At 70.8% G+C, this 15451-nt stretch carries 13 protein-coding genes; 4 read left to right on the forward strand and 9 right to left on the reverse strand.

All coding sequences use genetic code 11. The features are described 5' to 3' along the window. Window positions 1–502: 502 nt before the first annotated feature. A complete protein-coding gene (locus tag F8274_RS24145) occupies window positions 503–907 on the reverse strand; it encodes a cobalamin B12-binding domain-containing protein (RefSeq protein ID WP_091318208.1) in 405 nt (134 codons plus the stop codon). A gap of 386 nt (window positions 908–1293) precedes the next feature. Between F8274_RS24145 and F8274_RS24150 the strand changes: the two genes are divergently transcribed. Then, window positions 1294–2004, forward strand: coding sequence for a M23 family metallopeptidase (locus F8274_RS24150; protein ID WP_151464658.1), 711 nt, complete (start codon window positions 1294–1296; stop codon window positions 2002–2004). A gap of 250 nt (window positions 2005–2254) precedes the next feature. Next, on the forward strand, window positions 2255–3031 hold the full coding sequence (locus F8274_RS24155; RefSeq protein WP_151464659.1) for a M23 family metallopeptidase: 777 nt from the start codon (window positions 2255–2257) through the stop codon (window positions 3029–3031). A gap of 60 nt (window positions 3032–3091) precedes the next feature. On the opposite strand, the gene pcrA is transcribed toward F8274_RS24155, so the two are convergent. Further along, on the reverse strand, window positions 3092–5599 hold the full coding sequence (gene pcrA, locus F8274_RS24160) for a DNA helicase PcrA (RefSeq protein WP_151464660.1): 2508 nt from the start codon (window positions 5597–5599) through the stop codon (window positions 3092–3094). A gap of 290 nt (window positions 5600–5889) precedes the next feature. On the opposite strand from pcrA, the gene F8274_RS24165 reads away from it, so the two are divergent. Then, the gene (locus tag F8274_RS24165) at window positions 5890–6243 is read left to right on the forward strand and encodes a chorismate mutase (RefSeq protein WP_151464661.1); all 354 of its coding nucleotides are present in this window, start codon (window positions 5890–5892) and stop codon (window positions 6241–6243) included. An 83-nt stretch (window positions 6244–6326) separates the two neighbouring features. Here F8274_RS24165 and F8274_RS24170 read toward each other — a convergent pair whose 3' ends face one another. The 5 genes from F8274_RS24170 to F8274_RS24190 all read right to left on the reverse strand — a co-directional run bounded on the left by F8274_RS24170 (window position 6327) and on the right by F8274_RS24190 (window position 12085). After that, window positions 6327–7343 carry an ABC transporter ATP-binding protein gene (locus F8274_RS24170; protein ID WP_151464662.1) on the reverse strand — a complete coding sequence of 339 codons (1017 nt, stop codon included), beginning with the start codon at window positions 7341–7343 and terminating at the stop codon, window positions 6327–6329. After that, window positions 7336–8364 (reverse strand): ABC transporter ATP-binding protein, encoded by a 1029-nt coding sequence (locus tag F8274_RS24175; RefSeq protein WP_151464668.1) that lies wholly within the window; start codon window positions 8362–8364, stop codon window positions 7336–7338. The genes F8274_RS24170 and F8274_RS24175 overlap by 8 nt, the downstream gene beginning before the upstream one ends. A 25-nt stretch (window positions 8365–8389) precedes the next feature. Further along, on the reverse strand, window positions 8390–9376 hold the full coding sequence (locus F8274_RS24180; protein ID WP_151464663.1) for an ABC transporter permease: 987 nt from the start codon (window positions 9374–9376) through the stop codon (window positions 8390–8392). Beyond that, a complete protein-coding gene (locus F8274_RS24185; RefSeq protein WP_151464664.1) occupies window positions 9369–10295 on the reverse strand; it encodes an ABC transporter permease in 927 nt (308 codons plus the stop codon). Before F8274_RS24185 ends, F8274_RS24180 begins: the two co-directional genes overlap by 8 nt. 146 nt (window positions 10296–10441) lie before the next feature. Continuing rightward, entirely contained in the window at window positions 10442–12085 is a 1644-nt protein-coding gene (locus F8274_RS24190) for an ABC transporter substrate-binding protein (protein ID WP_151464665.1), read from the reverse strand. Window positions 12086–12514: 429 nt separating this feature from the next. On the opposite strand from F8274_RS24190, the gene F8274_RS24195 reads away from it, so the two are divergent. Continuing rightward, window positions 12515–13252 (forward strand): PIG-L deacetylase family protein, encoded by a 738-nt coding sequence (locus F8274_RS24195; protein ID WP_225853945.1) that lies wholly within the window; start codon window positions 12515–12517, stop codon window positions 13250–13252. A gap of 27 nt (window positions 13253–13279) precedes the next feature. Here the strand turns inward: F8274_RS24195 and F8274_RS24200 are convergent, their stop codons facing one another. Together F8274_RS24200 and F8274_RS24205 are read right to left on the reverse strand one after the other, a co-directional pair. Beyond that, the gene (locus F8274_RS24200; RefSeq protein ID WP_151464666.1) at window positions 13280–13960 is read right to left on the reverse strand and encodes a response regulator transcription factor; all 681 of its coding nucleotides are present in this window, start codon (window positions 13958–13960) and stop codon (window positions 13280–13282) included. A 2-nt stretch (window positions 13961–13962) separates the two neighbouring features. Next, window positions 13963–15204, reverse strand: a complete 1242-nt coding sequence (locus F8274_RS24205) for an ATP-binding protein (RefSeq protein WP_151464667.1) — start codon at window positions 15202–15204, stop codon at window positions 13963–13965. Window positions 15205–15451 lie beyond the last annotated feature (247 nt).

The raw sequence follows: 15451 nt of genomic DNA on the forward strand, positions 1-15451 counted from the left end.
TCACGGCGAACTCCCGGCGGGGTCGTCGACCGCGGGGACGCGGTCCGGGCAGGCACACCATACGGGCCACCTCCGCGCCGCGAGGCCCCCGGGAAACCGGCCCGTCCGGCAGGCCCGGGACGCGGGCCGTCAGCCGTCCGGGGGATGTTGCGGAACGGGCGTAACCCCCCGTTGGGGGCGTCGTTGAGTCTGATGTCGGAGCGCTGGTAAGGCGCGACGGCGGGAGCGGCCGATGCCCTGTCGGTCGAGGGGTGGCGGCGGGGCATCGTGCATAGAGGGGCCGGGCGTGTGAGGGGTGCGTCCGGCCCCTCCCCCTGTCCGCACACCGGCGGCCCGCCATCACATCGCCCAGCCGGGCGGCATCCCGGCCCGACACCGCCACCTCGGCGAGCCGGTGCGGTCCCGCACGCGTTGCCAGGTTCGCTGGCAGTCCGCGGGGGCGCACCGCTGCCGGGATGCCGGCTCAGGGAGAAGGTGCCAGCGCCGCCGACGCCGGGAAGGGTCAGGCGACCGGCTGGGCGACGTTCTCCCGGACCCACTCCACGATCGACTGGGTGGTGGCGCCGGGCGTGAAGATCTTCGCGACGCCGAGCCGCTGGAGCTCCGGGATGTCGGCGTCCGGGATGATGCCGCCGCCGAAGACGACGATGTCGGCCGCGTCGCGCTCGGCGAGCAGTTCGAGGACACGCTTGAAGAGGGTCATGTGCGCGCCGGACAGCACCGAGAGGCCGACCGCGTCGGCGTCCTCCTGGATCGCGGTCTCCACGATCTGCTCCGGGGTCTGGTGCAGGCCGGTGTAGATGACCTCCATGCCCGCGTCCCGCAGGGCGCGGGCGACCACCTTCGCGCCCCGGTCGTGGCCGTCCAGGCCGGGCTTCGCGACGACGACCCGGATACGAGAGCTCATCAGCGCACACCTTTCACCGGCTCCGGCACTCCTGACCTGAACGAACGGTAACCCGCCCTTCCCCGGGCCGGAAACCCGGGCTGCGCCTTACCGCCCGGCGCCACGCGCGGGAAGCCGGACACCTCCGCCGAACGGTCACTGTCCGCGACGAACGGGCGGTCCTCGGGCCACCCGACCGGCGGCACGAGCTATGACAAGAAGGGATGGAAACGGACAGAACGAAACGCCAATTCGGCGCTTCAGCTTGTGACCAGAGTGGCAGTTGGCTAACGTGTCCACGGTTGTCATCAGGTCCACGGACGGGTGACGACGCGACACCGGAGGTTCGGCCGAGCTTCACCGAACGGTCCGAGGTCGCATCGGATCCCCGACAACGGAGGGTGTGCGTGCGCCAGCGCCTGTCGTCTGAGCCCGATAGATATCGCGGTCGCCGCCGCGTACCCACCCCCCCGCGGAGCCGCTACGCGGCGGTCGTGACCACCGCCTTCGTGGGCGCCGGCATCGTCGCCCTCGGCGCGAACGCCCTCCCCGACGCCAAGAGCGTCAGCCCGTCGGTCCTCGACGAGCTCAAGCAGGCCTCGATCACCAGCCAGGACGCCGCGGCCCGGGCCGACAGCGCGGACCGCGCCACCCGTGACGACCGCGCCGGCAAGACCGCCGCCGAGCAGGACACCTGGCTGCTCCCCCTGCACGGCTACGACTTCCAGTCGCCCTACGGCATGCGCTGGGGCAAGCTGCACACCGGCATCGACCTGGTGGCGCCCGAGGGCACGCCCTACCGGGCGATCCACGACGGCCAGGTCACCAAGGCCGGTTGGTTCGGCGGCTACGGCTACGCGGTGATCGTCCAGCACGCGGACGGCAGCGAGGCCATCTACGGCCACTCCTCGGCGGTGTCCGTCAAGGAGGGGCAGCAGGTGAAGGCGGGCGACCAGCTCGGCCTGGTCGGCAACACCGGCCACTCCTACGGTTCGCACCTGCACCTGGAGATTCATGTCAACGGCCAGCCGCTGGACCCGGTGCCGTGGCTCAAGGACCGCGGAGTGGACATCCAGCTCGAAGTCGAGGCAATCTACAGCGAGGTAGCCGCCTCCTGACGCTCCGCATCGCCCGTTGACCGCCCGGATCAGTCGATCCGGGCGGTTTCGTCTGTGGCGAAGTCTGCTGGATCACAGCGGCAAATGTGGGTGGCGCCACAGCCGCGCATGATCCTTTTCGGCAGTAAACCGCCCGAGTTGGCGGAAACCCGGGCAGGTGGTGTCACGCGCCTCGCGGGTCCTCCGGAACCCCGTACCCGGCGCGCCACCGGCCGACACCAGTATTTCGAGGTCACGTGCCCCTCGACTGATGAAGGTTTCCGTGCAGGAAGACAGCTCCATCCAGAACGAGAACACCCCGGACATCGCTCCCGCCCGGCACCGGCGCCAGCGCCCGGTCCGGCGTACCGCATATGTCGTCGTCGGCGCGGTGGCCCTGCTGGGCCTCGGCGTCGGGGGCGTCTCCGTCGCCACCGCCGACCGCGGTGCCCCGACCCCCGCCGCGGTCGACTTCGACGCCCAGGCGCGCGCTGAGGCTGCCGCCCGCGCCGACCGCTCGGCCCGCGAGTCGATTGCCCCGGTCACCCCCTCGGCCACCGCGTCGCCGAGCCCGAGCGCGGCCAGCCCGAAGCCGGCGAAGACCGCCCCGGCCAAGCCGAAGCCGAAGAAGACCGCCAAGCCGAAGCCGGCCTGGGTCATCCCGATGAAGGGCGCCGGGATCACCTCCTGCTACGGGCAGCGGTGGGGCACCCTGCACGCCGGCATCGACTTCGCCATGCCGGCGGGCACACCGATCCATGCCGCCGCGGCGGGCACCGTGGTCAAGGCCGGCGACGTCGGCGACGGCTACGGAAACTCCGTCTTCATCGACCACGCCAACGGCTACCTGACCCACTACGCCCACCAGAGCCGGCTGATCGTCGGCGTCGGCGACAAGGTGAAGGCCGGCCAGGTCATCGGCTACGAGGGCGCCACCGGTGACGCCACCGGCCCGCACCTGCACTTCGAGGTGCACAAGGGCGCCATGTGGAACCAGATCGACCCGGCACCGTTCCTGCGTGCCCGGGGCATCGACGTGGCCTGCTGACGGCCACGGCACGAGGGAGGGGCCCGGTCCGGCAGGTCGCCGGGCCGGGCCCCACTCAACTCAGAGCTTGTCGATGGGGGCGTGCCGGAGGACCAGCCACATGGTCTGGTCGCCGAAGTCGATCTGCGCCCGGGCGCCCGGACCGTGCCCCTCCACCGCCAGCACCCGGCCGAGGCCGTAGCGCTGGTGGTTGACCCGGTCGCCCACCGAGACCTTGGGGGCCTGCTTCAGCTCGCTCGCGGTGGCCAGCCGGGTGGCGTCCACCCCGAGCCGCTTGGCGAGCTCGGTCGCCTTCGGCGTCCCCCCGGTGAAGCCGCCCCGGCCGCCGGGCACCCGGTCCGCCCGGCCGCCGACGCCGCCGCCCCCGCCGGCCCACGAGGTGTACGACCCCTCGGTGCGCTCCCACCGGACCAGCTCGGTCGGCAGCTCCTCCAGGAAGCGCGACGGCGGGTTGTAGGCCGGTGCGCCCCAGGCGGAGCGGGTGACCGCCCGGGACAGGTAGAGGCGCTGCCGGGCACGGGTGATGCCCACGTAGGCCAGCCGCCGCTCCTCCTCCAGCTCGCGGGTGTCGCCCAGCGACCGCAGGTGCGGGAAGACGCCGTCCTCCAGGCCGCTCAGGAACACCACCGGGAACTCCAGCCCCTTGGCGGTGTGCAGCGTCATGAGGGTCACCACGCCCTGGTGGTCCGGGTCGTCGGAGGGGATCTGGTCGGCGTCGGCGACGAGCGCCACCTGCTCCAGGAAACCGGCCAGCGTGGCCCGCTCGTCCTCCTCGCCCAGCGCCTCGATCCGCTCGGTGTACTCCCGGGCGACGCTGACCAGTTCCTGGAGGTTGTCCACCCGGCCGGCGTCCTGTGGGTCGAGGCTCTCCTCCAGCTCGGCCAGGTAGCCCGAGCGGGTCAGCAGGGCCTCCAGCACCTCCTCCGGGGTGCCGGTGGCGGCCAGCTCACGGGCCTCGTCGAGCAGCGCGACGAATTCGGCGATGCCGTTGGCGGCCCGGGTGGAGATCCCCGGGGCGTCCTTGGCCCGGCGCAGCGCGGCGCCGAAGGAGATGCGGTCCCGGCCGGCCAGCGCCTCCACGCACGCCTCGGCGCGCTCGCCGATGCCGCGACGGGGCGTGTTGAGGATCCGGCGCAGGCTGACCGTGTCGTCGTCGTTGACCACCGCCCGCAGGTAGGCCAGCGCGTCACGGACCTCCTTGCGCTCGTAGAAGCGCACCCCGCCGACCACCTTGTAGGGCAGGCCGACCCGGATGAACACCTCCTCGAAGACGCGGGACATCGCGTTGGTGCGGTAGAAGACGGCCACGTCGCCCGGGCGGGTGTCGCCGGCGTCGACCAGCCGGTCGATCTCCCGGGCCACCCAGTCCGCCTCGGCGTGCTCGGTGTCGGCCACGTAGCCGACGATCTGCTCGCCGGCCCCGGCGTCGCTCCACAGCCGCTTGGGCTTGCGGGAGGTGTTCCGGTCGATCACCGCGTTGGCGGCGTTGAGGATGGTCTGGGTGGAGCGGTAGTTCTGCTCCAGCAGGATCGTCCGGGCGTCGGTGAAGTCGCGCTCGAACTCCAGGATGTTGCGGATGGTGGCGCCGCGGAACGCGTAGATCGACTGGTCGGCGTCACCGACCACGCAGAGCTCGGCCGGCGGGATGCCCTCGGTGCCGGAGACCAGCTCCTTGATCAGCACGTACTGGGCGTGGTTGGTGTCCTGGTACTCGTCGACCAGCACGTGCCGGAACCGGCGCCGGTAGCTCTCGGCGACGTGCGGGTGCGACTGGAGCAGGTGCACCGTCGTCATGATCAGGTCGTCGAAGTCCAGCGCGTGCGCCTCACGCAACCGCCGCTGGTAGAGCGTGTAGGCCTCGGCCAGCGCCCGCTCGTTGGGGCCCTTGGCCCGGCCGGCGAACTCCTCCGGGTCGACCAGCTCGTTCTTCAGGTTGGAGACCTGGGCGGCCAGACCCCGCGCCGGGTGGCGCTTCGGGTCCAGGTCCAGCTCGCGGGCGACCAGCTGCATGAGCCGGCGGGAGTCGTCGGCGTCGTAGATCGAGAAGGTGGACTTGAGGCCGGCGTGCTCGTGCTCGGCGCGCAGGATCCGGACGCAGGCCGAGTGGAAGGTCGAGACCCACATCAACCGGGCCCGCGGGCCGACCAGGGCGGCCACCCGCTCCTTCATCTCGCCGGCGGCCTTGTTGGTGAAGGTGATCGCGATGATCTCGCCGGGGTGCACGTCCCGCGCGGCGAGCAGGTAGGCGATCCGGTTGGTCAGCACCCGGGTCTTGCCGGAGCCGGCGCCGGCCACGATGAGCAGCGGGGACCCCGCGTGGGTGACCGCGTCCCGCTGGGGCCCGTTCAGGCCGGCGAGGAGGGCCTGCGGGTCCGGCCGGGACGACGGCCTCAGGTCGCGGCGCGGCGACCGACCGGGGTTCATCCGGTCCGGGGCGCCGCCCGGCGGCGCGGAGGCCGGATCAGGGCCGCCGGCCGGGCCGGAGTCGTCGGACCCGGGCCGGTGCGGCGGGGTCGCACGGGCCTCCGGCGCGGGCGGGGACGCGGGAATGTCGAAGAGAGGATGCATCGCACCGGAAGTCTATGCCGACCGCCGGACACTTCCGGCCCGCGCGGCCCCGACGGGACGGCGGCGTCACGTCCCACCTGTTGGCGGGTTTCCTTGCGCGCGCGGCCCGCGGGTCGGCATACTCGACGGCGTGTTCGATCAGCGCTTCTACTTTTACTACGGCACCGGGAGTCCGGCAGCCGTAGGTCGCGCCTGATCACAGACCTACGAAAAGCCCCGGGCTCCTGGAGCCCGGGGCTTTTCCGTCCCGGGATCCGGGTACCGGGCCCGAGACCCCGAGGGGTACGACGATGATGACTGACGTGGTGGAGTCCAGCGGCAGCCTGGCGCCGCACGACCGGCCCGCCGGCGGTGACCCGACCGGGGCCGCGGCGGCCCGGACCGGCACCGACGACTCGGCGGCGGCCGAGCGGATCAGCGGGATCCGGGAGCGGATCGACGAGATCGACCGCACCATCATCGCGCTCTGGCAGGAGCGGGCCGCGCTCTCCCAGGAGGTCGGTGCCACCCGGATGGCCTCCGGCGGCACCCGGCTCGTGCTCTCCCGGGAGCGGGAGATCCTGGAGCGGTTCCGCGAGGCGCTCGGCGCGGACGGCACGCAACTCGCGCTCCTGCTGCTGCGCGCCGGCCGCGGACCGCTGTGAGGGGTCCCGGCCGTGCGGGCTCGCCGGATACGACGAACCGCCTGCCGGCGTCGAGCTGACGCCGGCAGGCGGTCCGGGGTGGTTCAGGCCGCCTCGTGGGTGACGACGATCTCCCGCTTCTCTGCGAAGTGGCAGGCGCTCGGGTGGTCCGAGCCCGGCCGGATCTGGAGCAGCGGCACCTCCTGGGCGCAGACGTCCTGCGCCTTCCAGCACCGGGTGCGGAACCGGCAGCCCGAGGGCGGGCTGACCGGAGAGGGGACGTCACCCTGGAGCCGGATGATCGCCTTGCTCTCCCGCACGGTCGGGTCGGGCACCGGCACCGCCGACAGCAGCGCCTGGGTGTACGGGTGGGTGGGCCGCTCGTAGATCTCGTCCTCGGTGCCGACCTCCACCATCTTGCCCAGGTACATGACGGCGACCCGGTCGGAGAGGTGACGCACGACCGACAGGTCGTGGGCGATGAAGACGTACGAGAGGCCGAACTCGGCCTGGAGCTTCTCCAGCAGGTTCATCACCTGCGCCTGGATCGACACGTCCAGGGCCGACACCGGCTCGTCGCAGACGATGACCTCGGGCCGCAGGGCGAGCGCCCGGGCGATGCCGATGCGCTGCCGCTGGCCGCCGGAGAACTGGTGCGGGTAGCGGTTGATGTGCTCCGGGTTGAGGCCGACCAGGTCGAGCAGCTCCTTGACCTTGTCCCGGCGGGACCGCTTCGGGGCCACCTCGGGGTGGATCTCGAAGGGCTCGCCGATCAGGTCGCCGACCGTCATGCGCGGGTTCAGCGAGGTGTACGGGTCCTGCATCACCAGCTGGATCTGCCGGCGCAGGCGCCGCAGCGCGCCACCGGAGAGCTTGGAGATGTCCTGGCCCTTGTAGAGCACCTGACCGGCGGTCGGCTTCTCCAGGTTCATGAGCACCCGGGCCAGCGTCGACTTGCCGCAACCGGACTCGCCGACCACGCCGAGGGTCTCGCCGGCCTTCAGGTCGAAGGAGACGCCGTCGACCGCCTTGACCTGACCGATGGTCTTCTTGAACACGATGCCCCGGGTCACCGGGTAGTGCTTGACCAGGTCACGGACCTCGATGATGTTCTCAGTCACGGTTCACGAGCTCCTCGGCGAAGTGGCAGGCGCTGGCCCGGCCTCGGCCCAACTGCAGCAGCGGGGGCACGTTCTCCCGGCACACCGGCTGCGCCATGGGGCAGCGCGGGTTGAAGGCGCAGCCCGGCGGGATGTTCATCAGGTTCGGCGGGAGCCCCTTGATGGTGCGGAGCTCCTGCCCCTTCTCGTCCATCCGCGGGATCGAGTTGAGCAGGCCGAGGGTGTACGGGTGCGCCGGCTTGGCGTACAGGTCGTACACGTCGGCTTCCTCGACGATCCGGCCGGCGTACATGACCGCGATCCGGTCCGCGACGTCGGCGACCACGCCGAGGTCGTGGGTGATCAGGATCATGCCCATCTGCCGCTCCCGCTGGAGCTCGCCGAGCAGGTCCATGATCTGGGCCTGCACGGTCACGTCCAGCGCGGTGGTGGGCTCGTCGGCGATCAGCACCTCGGGGTCGAGCGCCAGCGACATGGCGATCATGGCGCGCTGCCGCATGCCACCCGAGAACTGGTGCGGGTAGTTGCTGTACCGGCCCTTGGCGTTCGGGATCTTGACCTGGTCGAGCATCTCGATCGCGCGCTTCTTGGCGTCCGAGCGGCTCATGCCGCGCCGGATGCGGAACTGCTCGGCGATCTGGAAGCCGACGGTGAAAACCGGGTTGAGGGCGGAGAGCGAGTCCTGGAAGATCATCGCAATGCCTTCGCCCCGGATCCGGCGCCGCTGCTCGGCGGACATCTTGAGCATGTCCTTGCCGTGGAAGCGGACCTGGCCCCCGGTGACGAAGCCGGGCGGGGTGTCGAGGATGCCCATGATGGTCTGCGCGGTGACGCTCTTGCCGGAACCCGACTCGCCGAGCACGGCGAGGGTCTCCCCCGCGTCGACGTGGTACGTCACCCCGTTGATGACCTTGGCGACACCGTCCCGGGTGCGGAACTCCACCCGCAGGTCGTCGACCTCGAGCAGGCGGCCCGAGGGGCGGCCGGATCCGTCGGCGCCCGGCGCGGACTGCTCGGTCACGAGAATGTCGGACAACTCAGTTCCCCTATCGGAGCTTCGGGTCGAGGGCCTCGCGGACCGCCTCGCCGAGCATGACGAAGCTCAACACGGCGGCGACGAGGAACGCGGAGGGGAAGAACAGCAGGAACGGCGAGACCCGGATGTAGTTCTGCGCCTCGCTGATCATGATGCCCCAGGAGACCACCGGGCTCTTCAGGCCGATGCCCAGGAAGGACAGCGTGGCCTCCGCGCCGATGAACGAACCGACCATGATCGTGCCGTAGACCAGCAGCGGGGCCAGGCAGTTCGGCAGCAGGTGCTTGAGGATGATCCGGCCGGTGCCGGCACCCAGCGCCCGGGCCGCGACGATGTAGTCCGCCTCCTTGGTGGCGAGCACCGAGGAGCGCATCAGCCGCATCACGACCGGCCAGCTCAGCACGACCAGAGACATGATCACCAGGCCCATGATCGTCCACTCGCCGTTGTCGGTGCCGGACCCGTTGAACGTGGTCAGGATGACGATCGAGCCGAGCACGAACGGCAGGCCGAAGAAGATGTCCGCGATCCGGGAGAGCAGCGCGTCCACCCAGCCACCGCGGTAGCCGGCGATGATGCCCATGGTGCCGCCGATCAGCAGCGTGCCGATCACGGAGAGCAGCGCCACCACGATGGAGGCGCGGGCACCGTAGATCGTCCGGGCGTACACGTCCCGGCCCTGCACGTCGTAGCCGAACCAGGCGTCGCCCGACGGATCGACCCGGCTGCGCGACAGCGCGCCGTTGACCGGGTCGTCGGAGGTGAACAGCTGCGGGAACGCGGCCATCACGATGAACAGCAGGATGAAGGCCGCCGAGATCCAGAACAGCGGCTTGCGGCGCAGGTCCCGCCAGGCGTCGGCGAGCAGGCCGCGCGGCTTCTGCTGCTTCTGCGCGCCCTCGGGCAGGCCGGCGTTGACGGGCGCGCCGGACCCGGCCTCGGTCGGCATGGTCGCGGGCGGCGTCGAGACGATCGACGCGGTACTCGGGTCACTCATAGCGGATCCTCGGGTCCAGGGCGGCGTAGAGCAGGTCCACCAGAAGGTTCATGATCAGGTAGACGAGCACCAGCACCACCACGATGCCGACAACGGTAGCGCTCTCCTTGGTGACGATCGCCCGGAGCACCTGGCGGCCGATGCCGTTGATCCCGAAGATGCCCTCGGTGATGATGGCGCCACCCATGAGGGCGCCGAGGTCGGTGCCGAGCAGGGTGACCACCGGGATGAGCGAGTTGCGCAGCAGGTGCACGCCGACGACCCGGCGCATGGGGAGGCCCTTCGCGATGGCGGTACGGACGTAGTCCGCGCGACGGTTCTCCGCGATGCTCGTCCGGGCCACCCGCGCGATGTACGCCGACGAGGCGCTGCCCAGCACGAAGCCCGGCACGATCAGCTCGCTGAACCGCATCTCGTTGGAGACGGTCGGGGTGATGATGCCCCACTTGACCCCGAGGAACCACTGGAGCACGAAGCCGATGACGAAGACCGGCAGCGCGATCAGGAAGAGCGACGAGACGAGGACCAGGTTGTCCAGGAAGCCGTTGCGCCGGAGACCGGTCAGGACGCCCGCGCCGAGGCCGATGATGGCCTCGATGGCGAGCGCGACGACCGCCAGCTTCAGGGTGTTCGGGTAGGACGTGGCGATGATGTCGCTGATCTCGCGACCGCCGAACGTGATACCGAAGTCGCCCTGGAAAAGGTTCTTCATGTAGCTGGCGTACTGCACCCAGATCGAATCGTCGAGATGGTACTTCTCGGTCATCATGGCCCGGTAGTTCGGCGGGCAACCGCGGTCGCCGCACTTGCCGGCGAAGGGGTCGCCGGGAACCGACCAGACGAGCCAGTAGATCAGGAAGGTCGTGCCGATGAACACCGGCACGAGTTGCAGCAGCCGTCTCACCAGATAACGGCCCATGGGGTGGTCCTCCAGACAGGGGGCGCGTCGGACGGCCGACACGGATGGTGACAACGTGCGAGGGGTTTGTTGTACACCCCCTCGCGGAACGGCCCCGGGTCGGGCTCACCTGTAGGCGAGCCCGACCCGGGGTCAAACCGTTCGGATCAGAGCTCGACCGAGGTGATGTCGAGCTCGCCGACGTTGGTCAGCTCAATCTTCTTGATCTTCTCCGAGTGGCCGGACTGCTCGCCGCTGAAGTAGATCGGGACCGTCGGGACGTCCTGGTCGATCAGCTTGACGGCCTCGGCGAACTTCTTGTGGGCCTCCTCGAGGCTGGGGGCCGCGGAGGCCTCCTTGGCGAGGGCGTCCACCTGCGGGTTGCTGTACTTGCCGTCGTTCGAGGAACCGCCGGTGACGTAGAGCGGGTTGATCCAGTTCTCCACGTCCGGGTAGTCCTGCTGCCAACCGGCGCGGTACATGCCGGTCATCTTGTAGGAGTTGATGTTGGCCCGGAAGACCGCGAAGGTCGGGACACCAACGGCAACGGCGTCGATGTTCAGGTTCGTCTTGATCTGCTGGGCGACGGCCTCCATCCACTCCTTGTGGCTGGCGTCCGCGTTGTACGACAGGGTCAGCTTGCCCTGGAAGCCACCGGCCTGCTGCAGAAGCCGCTTGGCCTCGGTCGGGTCGAACTTGCAGGCGGTGCAGTTGCCCGGCTCGGCGCCCGGGGTCAGCGGGTTGGCCCAGCTGTCGGCCGGCTTGCGGTTACCGAAGAAGATCTTGTCGGTGACCTCCTGCCGGTTGATCGACAGGGAGATGGCGCGACGCAGGTCCTTGTTCTGGAACCGCTTGTCGTAGATCGGGAAGGCGATGATGCCGGACGACGGGATGGTCGTCTGGATCGCGCGCTCGCCCAGGTCCGTCTTCCACTTGTCGCCGGCCAGCGACGAGACCGGGACCTGCTGCTGGAAGTCCAGGTTGCCGGCGAGCAGGTCGTTGTAGGCCGCCGTGTCGTCCTGGTAGATCTTGACGGTGACGTCCTTGATCTTCATCTTGTCGCGCAGGCTGTAGTCGTCGAAGCGGGTGAGCTTCAGCTCGACGTCGTCCTGCCAGGAGACCAGCTTGACCGGGCCGTTACCGATCGGCTTCTTGCCGAACTCCGCCGGGGTGGTGGCGAAGAAGGCGTCGGGCAGCGGCATGAAGGCGCTGTAGCCGAGCTTGGTCGGGAACACGGCGGTCGGCGCGGAGAGCGTGACCTCGAAGTTCCAGTCGTCGATGACCTTGAGGCCGGAGAGCTCCTTGGCCTTCGGCTCCTCGGGCTTCTTCGGGCCGTCCGGGCCGTCCGGGTCCTCGGTGTAGGTGTCGGCGAAGCCCTGGATGTCGGAGAAGAACGAGGCGTTCTGCGCGCCGTTCGGGCCGTACGCCGCCCAGTTCCAGGCCTTGACGAAGCTCTCGGCCTTGACGGTGGTGCCGTCGTGGAACTTGGTGTTCTGCTTGATCTTGATCTTGAAGACCTTCGAGTCGCTCGTCTCGATCGACTCGGCCAGCAGGTTCTGCGGGGCCCCACCGTTGTTGGGGTACTCGACCAGGCCACTCCAGACCCAGTCGATGATCTTGCCGCCACCGGTCTCGGTGGTGTTCGCCGGAACCAGGGGGTTCTCCGGCTGGGTGCCGTCGATGACGATCGCGCCGTCCTTGCTGGCGCTGGCGTCGCCGCCGTCGTCGTTGCCGCTGGAGCAGCCGGACGCGACGAGCGCGAGTGCCGCGCCCACCGCGAGCGCGCCGCTCGCCCGCTTCGAGACTCTCATTCCGAGGGGCCTCCTCTTTCTAACCTGGTTCCGTCGTGGGTTTCACGCACGTGTGGGGGGTGACACCGCCGGCGGCCCGAACCACAGGTCGCCGGTTTACCGCGAGGAAATCGGGACACCCCAGGGGTACCGATCCGCCGGGCGCCACACCCTTCGACGAGGACACCGCGCAGGGTCGACGGCCACGCGCCGTCGCGCAGAGGCGGCGTCACGTGGTCGGGGGCCCGACGAGGTGCCTCACACCGGGGGGTGAGGTGTTGCCACTGTGACACCCACTGGCCCTTTGCGTGAAGGTGCCGTTATCAAGCCGTTAGTTGGTCGCCACGTTGCCGATACTTGAGAAAAGATCATGAAAGGCGTGGATCGGACCGCTCTGAACAGGTAAGACACGGCCAGACGGGGCGAGACCACCCGCGTAGGCTCGGCGCTGTGAGCTTCCCTGCGTCCGCTCCGGCCCTGCCCGACGTCCGTCGCGCCCTCGCAGTTTTTGCCCATCCGGATGATGTCGACTTCGGCTGTGCGGGCACGATAGCCGGCTGGGTGGATGAGGGTATCGAAGTGGCCTACCTCATCGCCACCCGGGGCGACTCGGGCGGCTTCGACGACACGCCGCGCGCGGAGATGCCGGCCCGGCGCGAGGCCGAGCAGCGGGCGGCGGCCGCCGCGGTCGGCGTCCACCGGGTCGACTTCCTCGACGGCCACACCGACGGGATCCTCGGCCCCAGCCTGACGCTGCGCCGGCAGATCAGCGCCGCGATCCGCCGGTTCCGGCCGGACCGGGTGCTGACCAGTTCCCCGCTGCGGCGCTGGGAGCACCTGACCGGCCCGAGCCACCCCGACCACCTGGCCGTCGGCGAGGCCACCACCTGCGCCGTCTACCCGGACTCGCGCAACCGCTTCGCGTTCCCGGAACTGCTCGACGAGGGGCTGGAACCGTGGGTGGTCCGGGAGATCTGGTACGCCGGCGGGCCCGGCCCGGACCACGCCGTCGACGTGACCGACCGGATCGACCGCAAGATCGCCGCGATGGAGGCGCACCGGTCCCAGACCGCCCACCTGGACGTGCCGACCTGGATCCGGGACCGGCTCACCACGGTGGCCGACAACGCCGGCCTCCCGCCCGGCCGGCTGGCCGAGGCGTTCACCGTGCTGCGCACCACCGAGTGACTCCCCGGGCGGGTGCCGCCGGAGCGGTCAGACGAGCCGGCGGTCGGCGGCCCAGCGGGACAGCTCGTAGCGGTTGGACATCTGCAGCTTACGCAGCACGTTGGAGACGTGCGTCTCGACCGTCTTGATCGAGATGTACAGCTCCCGGGCGATCTCCTTGTACGCGTACCCCCGGGCGAGCAGCCGGAGGACCTCGCGCTCCCGGTTGGTGAGCTGATCCAGCTCGGGGTCGGCCACCGGCGCGTCCGGCCGGGACGCGAAGGCGTCCAGCACGAAGCCGGCCAGCCGCGGGCTGAACACCGCGTCCCCGTCGGCCACCCGCCGGATGGCGTCGGTCAGCTCCTCCGGCGAGATGGTCTTCGTGACGTAGCCCCGGGCACCCGCCCGGATCAGGCCGATCACGTCCTCGGCGGCGTCGGACACGCTCAGCGCGAGGAACCGCACCTGCGGGTGCGTACGCCGCATCGCCTCCAGCACCGCCCGGCCGCCGCCGTCGGGCATGTGCACGTCGAGCAGCACCACATCGGGCTGCATCGCCGCGATCCGGCTGACCGCCTCCGCCACCGTGCTCGCCTCGCCGACCACCTCGACGCGCGCGCCGAGTTCGGCGCGGACGCCGGCCCGGAACATCGCGTGGTCGTCGACGAGGAACACCCGCAGCCGCCCCTCCCGGGGCGCCGCGCCCTCGACCGGTCCCTGCTCGACCATGGTCATCTGTCCCTTTCCGCCGTGGTGCCCGAGCCGCTGATCGGCAGGATCAGCCGGACCTCGGTCCCCTCTCCCGGCTCGGACCGGATCTCCGCCCGGCCACCGTGCCGCTTCATCCGTCCGATGATCGAACCCCGGACGCCGTGCCGGTGATCCTCCACGGTATCCGGGTCGAAGCCCTTGCCCCGGTCCCGGACGAACGCGCTCACCTGCTCCGGCTCCACCTCGGCGTAGAGCGAGACGGTGTGCACCTCGGCGTGCCGGGCCGCGTTGACCAGCGCCTCCCGGGCCGCCGCGACCAGCGCCCCGACCCGTTCGTCCGTCTCCCGGTCGCCGACCACCACCGTCTCCACGGTGATGGCGAAGGTGTCCTCGACCTCGGCGGCCGCCTGTTCCAGGGCGGCCGCGAAGCGCTCGGTCGGCGAGGCGGTCGGCTTGTAGAGCCAGTTCCGCAGCGACCGCTCCTGGCCCCGGGCCAGCCGTTGCACCGTCTTGACGTCGCCGGCGTTGCGCTGGATCAGGGCGAGGGTGTGCAGCACCTGGTCGTGCACCATGGCGGCCAGCTCGGCCCGCTCCTGCTCCCGGATCCGCCCCTCGCGCTCCGAGCGGAGCTGGTTCCACGTGCGCCAGAGCACCGGACCGGTCACCACGCCCACCCCGGCCAGCCCGACGAGCGCGAAGATGATGCCGTTGAGCACCGCGTCGAAGTTCTGCGCCGGCGAGTAGACCGCCGCCACGCCGATGATGCCCACCGCGACGAGCACCCCGCCGCCGATGAAGCGCAGCACGAACGCGCGCCGGTCGCTCTCCTCCACGACCGCGCCCAGCCAGGGCACCGCCATCGAGCCGCCCCACTGCCGGCGGCGCTCGGGCGCGGACTGGTGCCAGATCACGCCGGCGCCGACCGCGATGATGGCGACCAGCCAGCCGGCGGTGCCGGCCGCCCCGACCGAGTCGAAGGCGACGACCTGGAGCAGCAGCACGCCCAGCCCGATCGCCACGAAGGGCAGCAGCTGGGCGACGTCGCGGCGCGGTGGGACGGCGGTGTCGCCGGGCCGGAGCGGGACGACCGCCCAGAAGGCCGCGTAGAGCAGCAGCCCGAGCCCGCTCAGCCCGAGCAGCACCATGAACGCCACCCGGACCCGGAGCACCGAGATGCCCAGGTGTTCGGCGAGACCGGCGGCCACCCCCGCGGCCAGCCGGTGCTCGGTGGCCCGGTAGAGGCGCGGGGGGTGCGGGGTCACGGTGCTGCTGATCGGAGGCTCCCGGGTCGCGGACGGCGTGCCGGCGGTGGCCGACGAACCGATCGTCACACGTCCGGACCGCCCCGGACCACGGGGACGCCCCGGACATCCTCGGCCCCGGGATCTCAGGGTGGGGTCAGGGTCGGGTCCTGAGGACGCTCGGGCGGCCGGGGCAGCAGGATCGGAGGCATGACCGAGGACGCTGCCCGTCCGCCCCGCCCCGGGGCGGCAGCACAGGACGGGCAGC

The sequence above is a fragment of the Micromonospora sp. AMSO31t genome (genome assembly GCF_008868175.1).
In the GTDB taxonomy this organism is placed as follows: domain Bacteria; phylum Actinomycetota; class Actinomycetes; order Mycobacteriales; family Micromonosporaceae; genus Micromonospora.

Bases quoted from the DNA above. Each gene is read 5' to 3' on its own strand.
- F8274_RS24145 (WP_091318208.1), bottom strand. From the start codon at position 907: ATGAGCTCTCGTATCCGGGTCGTCGTCGCGAAGCCCGGCCTGGACGGC.
- F8274_RS24155 (WP_151464659.1), top strand. From the start codon at position 2,255: ATGAAGGTTTCCGTGCAGGAAGACAGCTCCATCCAGAACGAGAACACC.
- pcrA (WP_151464660.1), bottom strand. From the start codon at position 5,599: ATGCATCCTCTCTTCGACATTCCCGCGTCCCCGCCCGCGCCGGAGGCC.
- F8274_RS24165 (WP_151464661.1), top strand. From the start codon at position 5,890: ATGATGACTGACGTGGTGGAGTCCAGCGGCAGCCTGGCGCCGCACGAC.
- F8274_RS24180 (WP_151464663.1), bottom strand. From the start codon at position 9,376: ATGAGTGACCCGAGTACCGCGTCGATCGTCTCGACGCCGCCCGCGACC.
- F8274_RS24185 (WP_151464664.1), bottom strand. From the start codon at position 10,295: ATGGGCCGTTATCTGGTGAGACGGCTGCTGCAACTCGTGCCGGTGTTC.
- F8274_RS24190 (WP_151464665.1), bottom strand. From the start codon at position 12,085: ATGAGAGTCTCGAAGCGGGCGAGCGGCGCGCTCGCGGTGGGCGCGGCA.
- F8274_RS24200 (WP_151464666.1), bottom strand. From the start codon at position 13,960: ATGGTCGAGCAGGGACCGGTCGAGGGCGCGGCGCCCCGGGAGGGGCGG.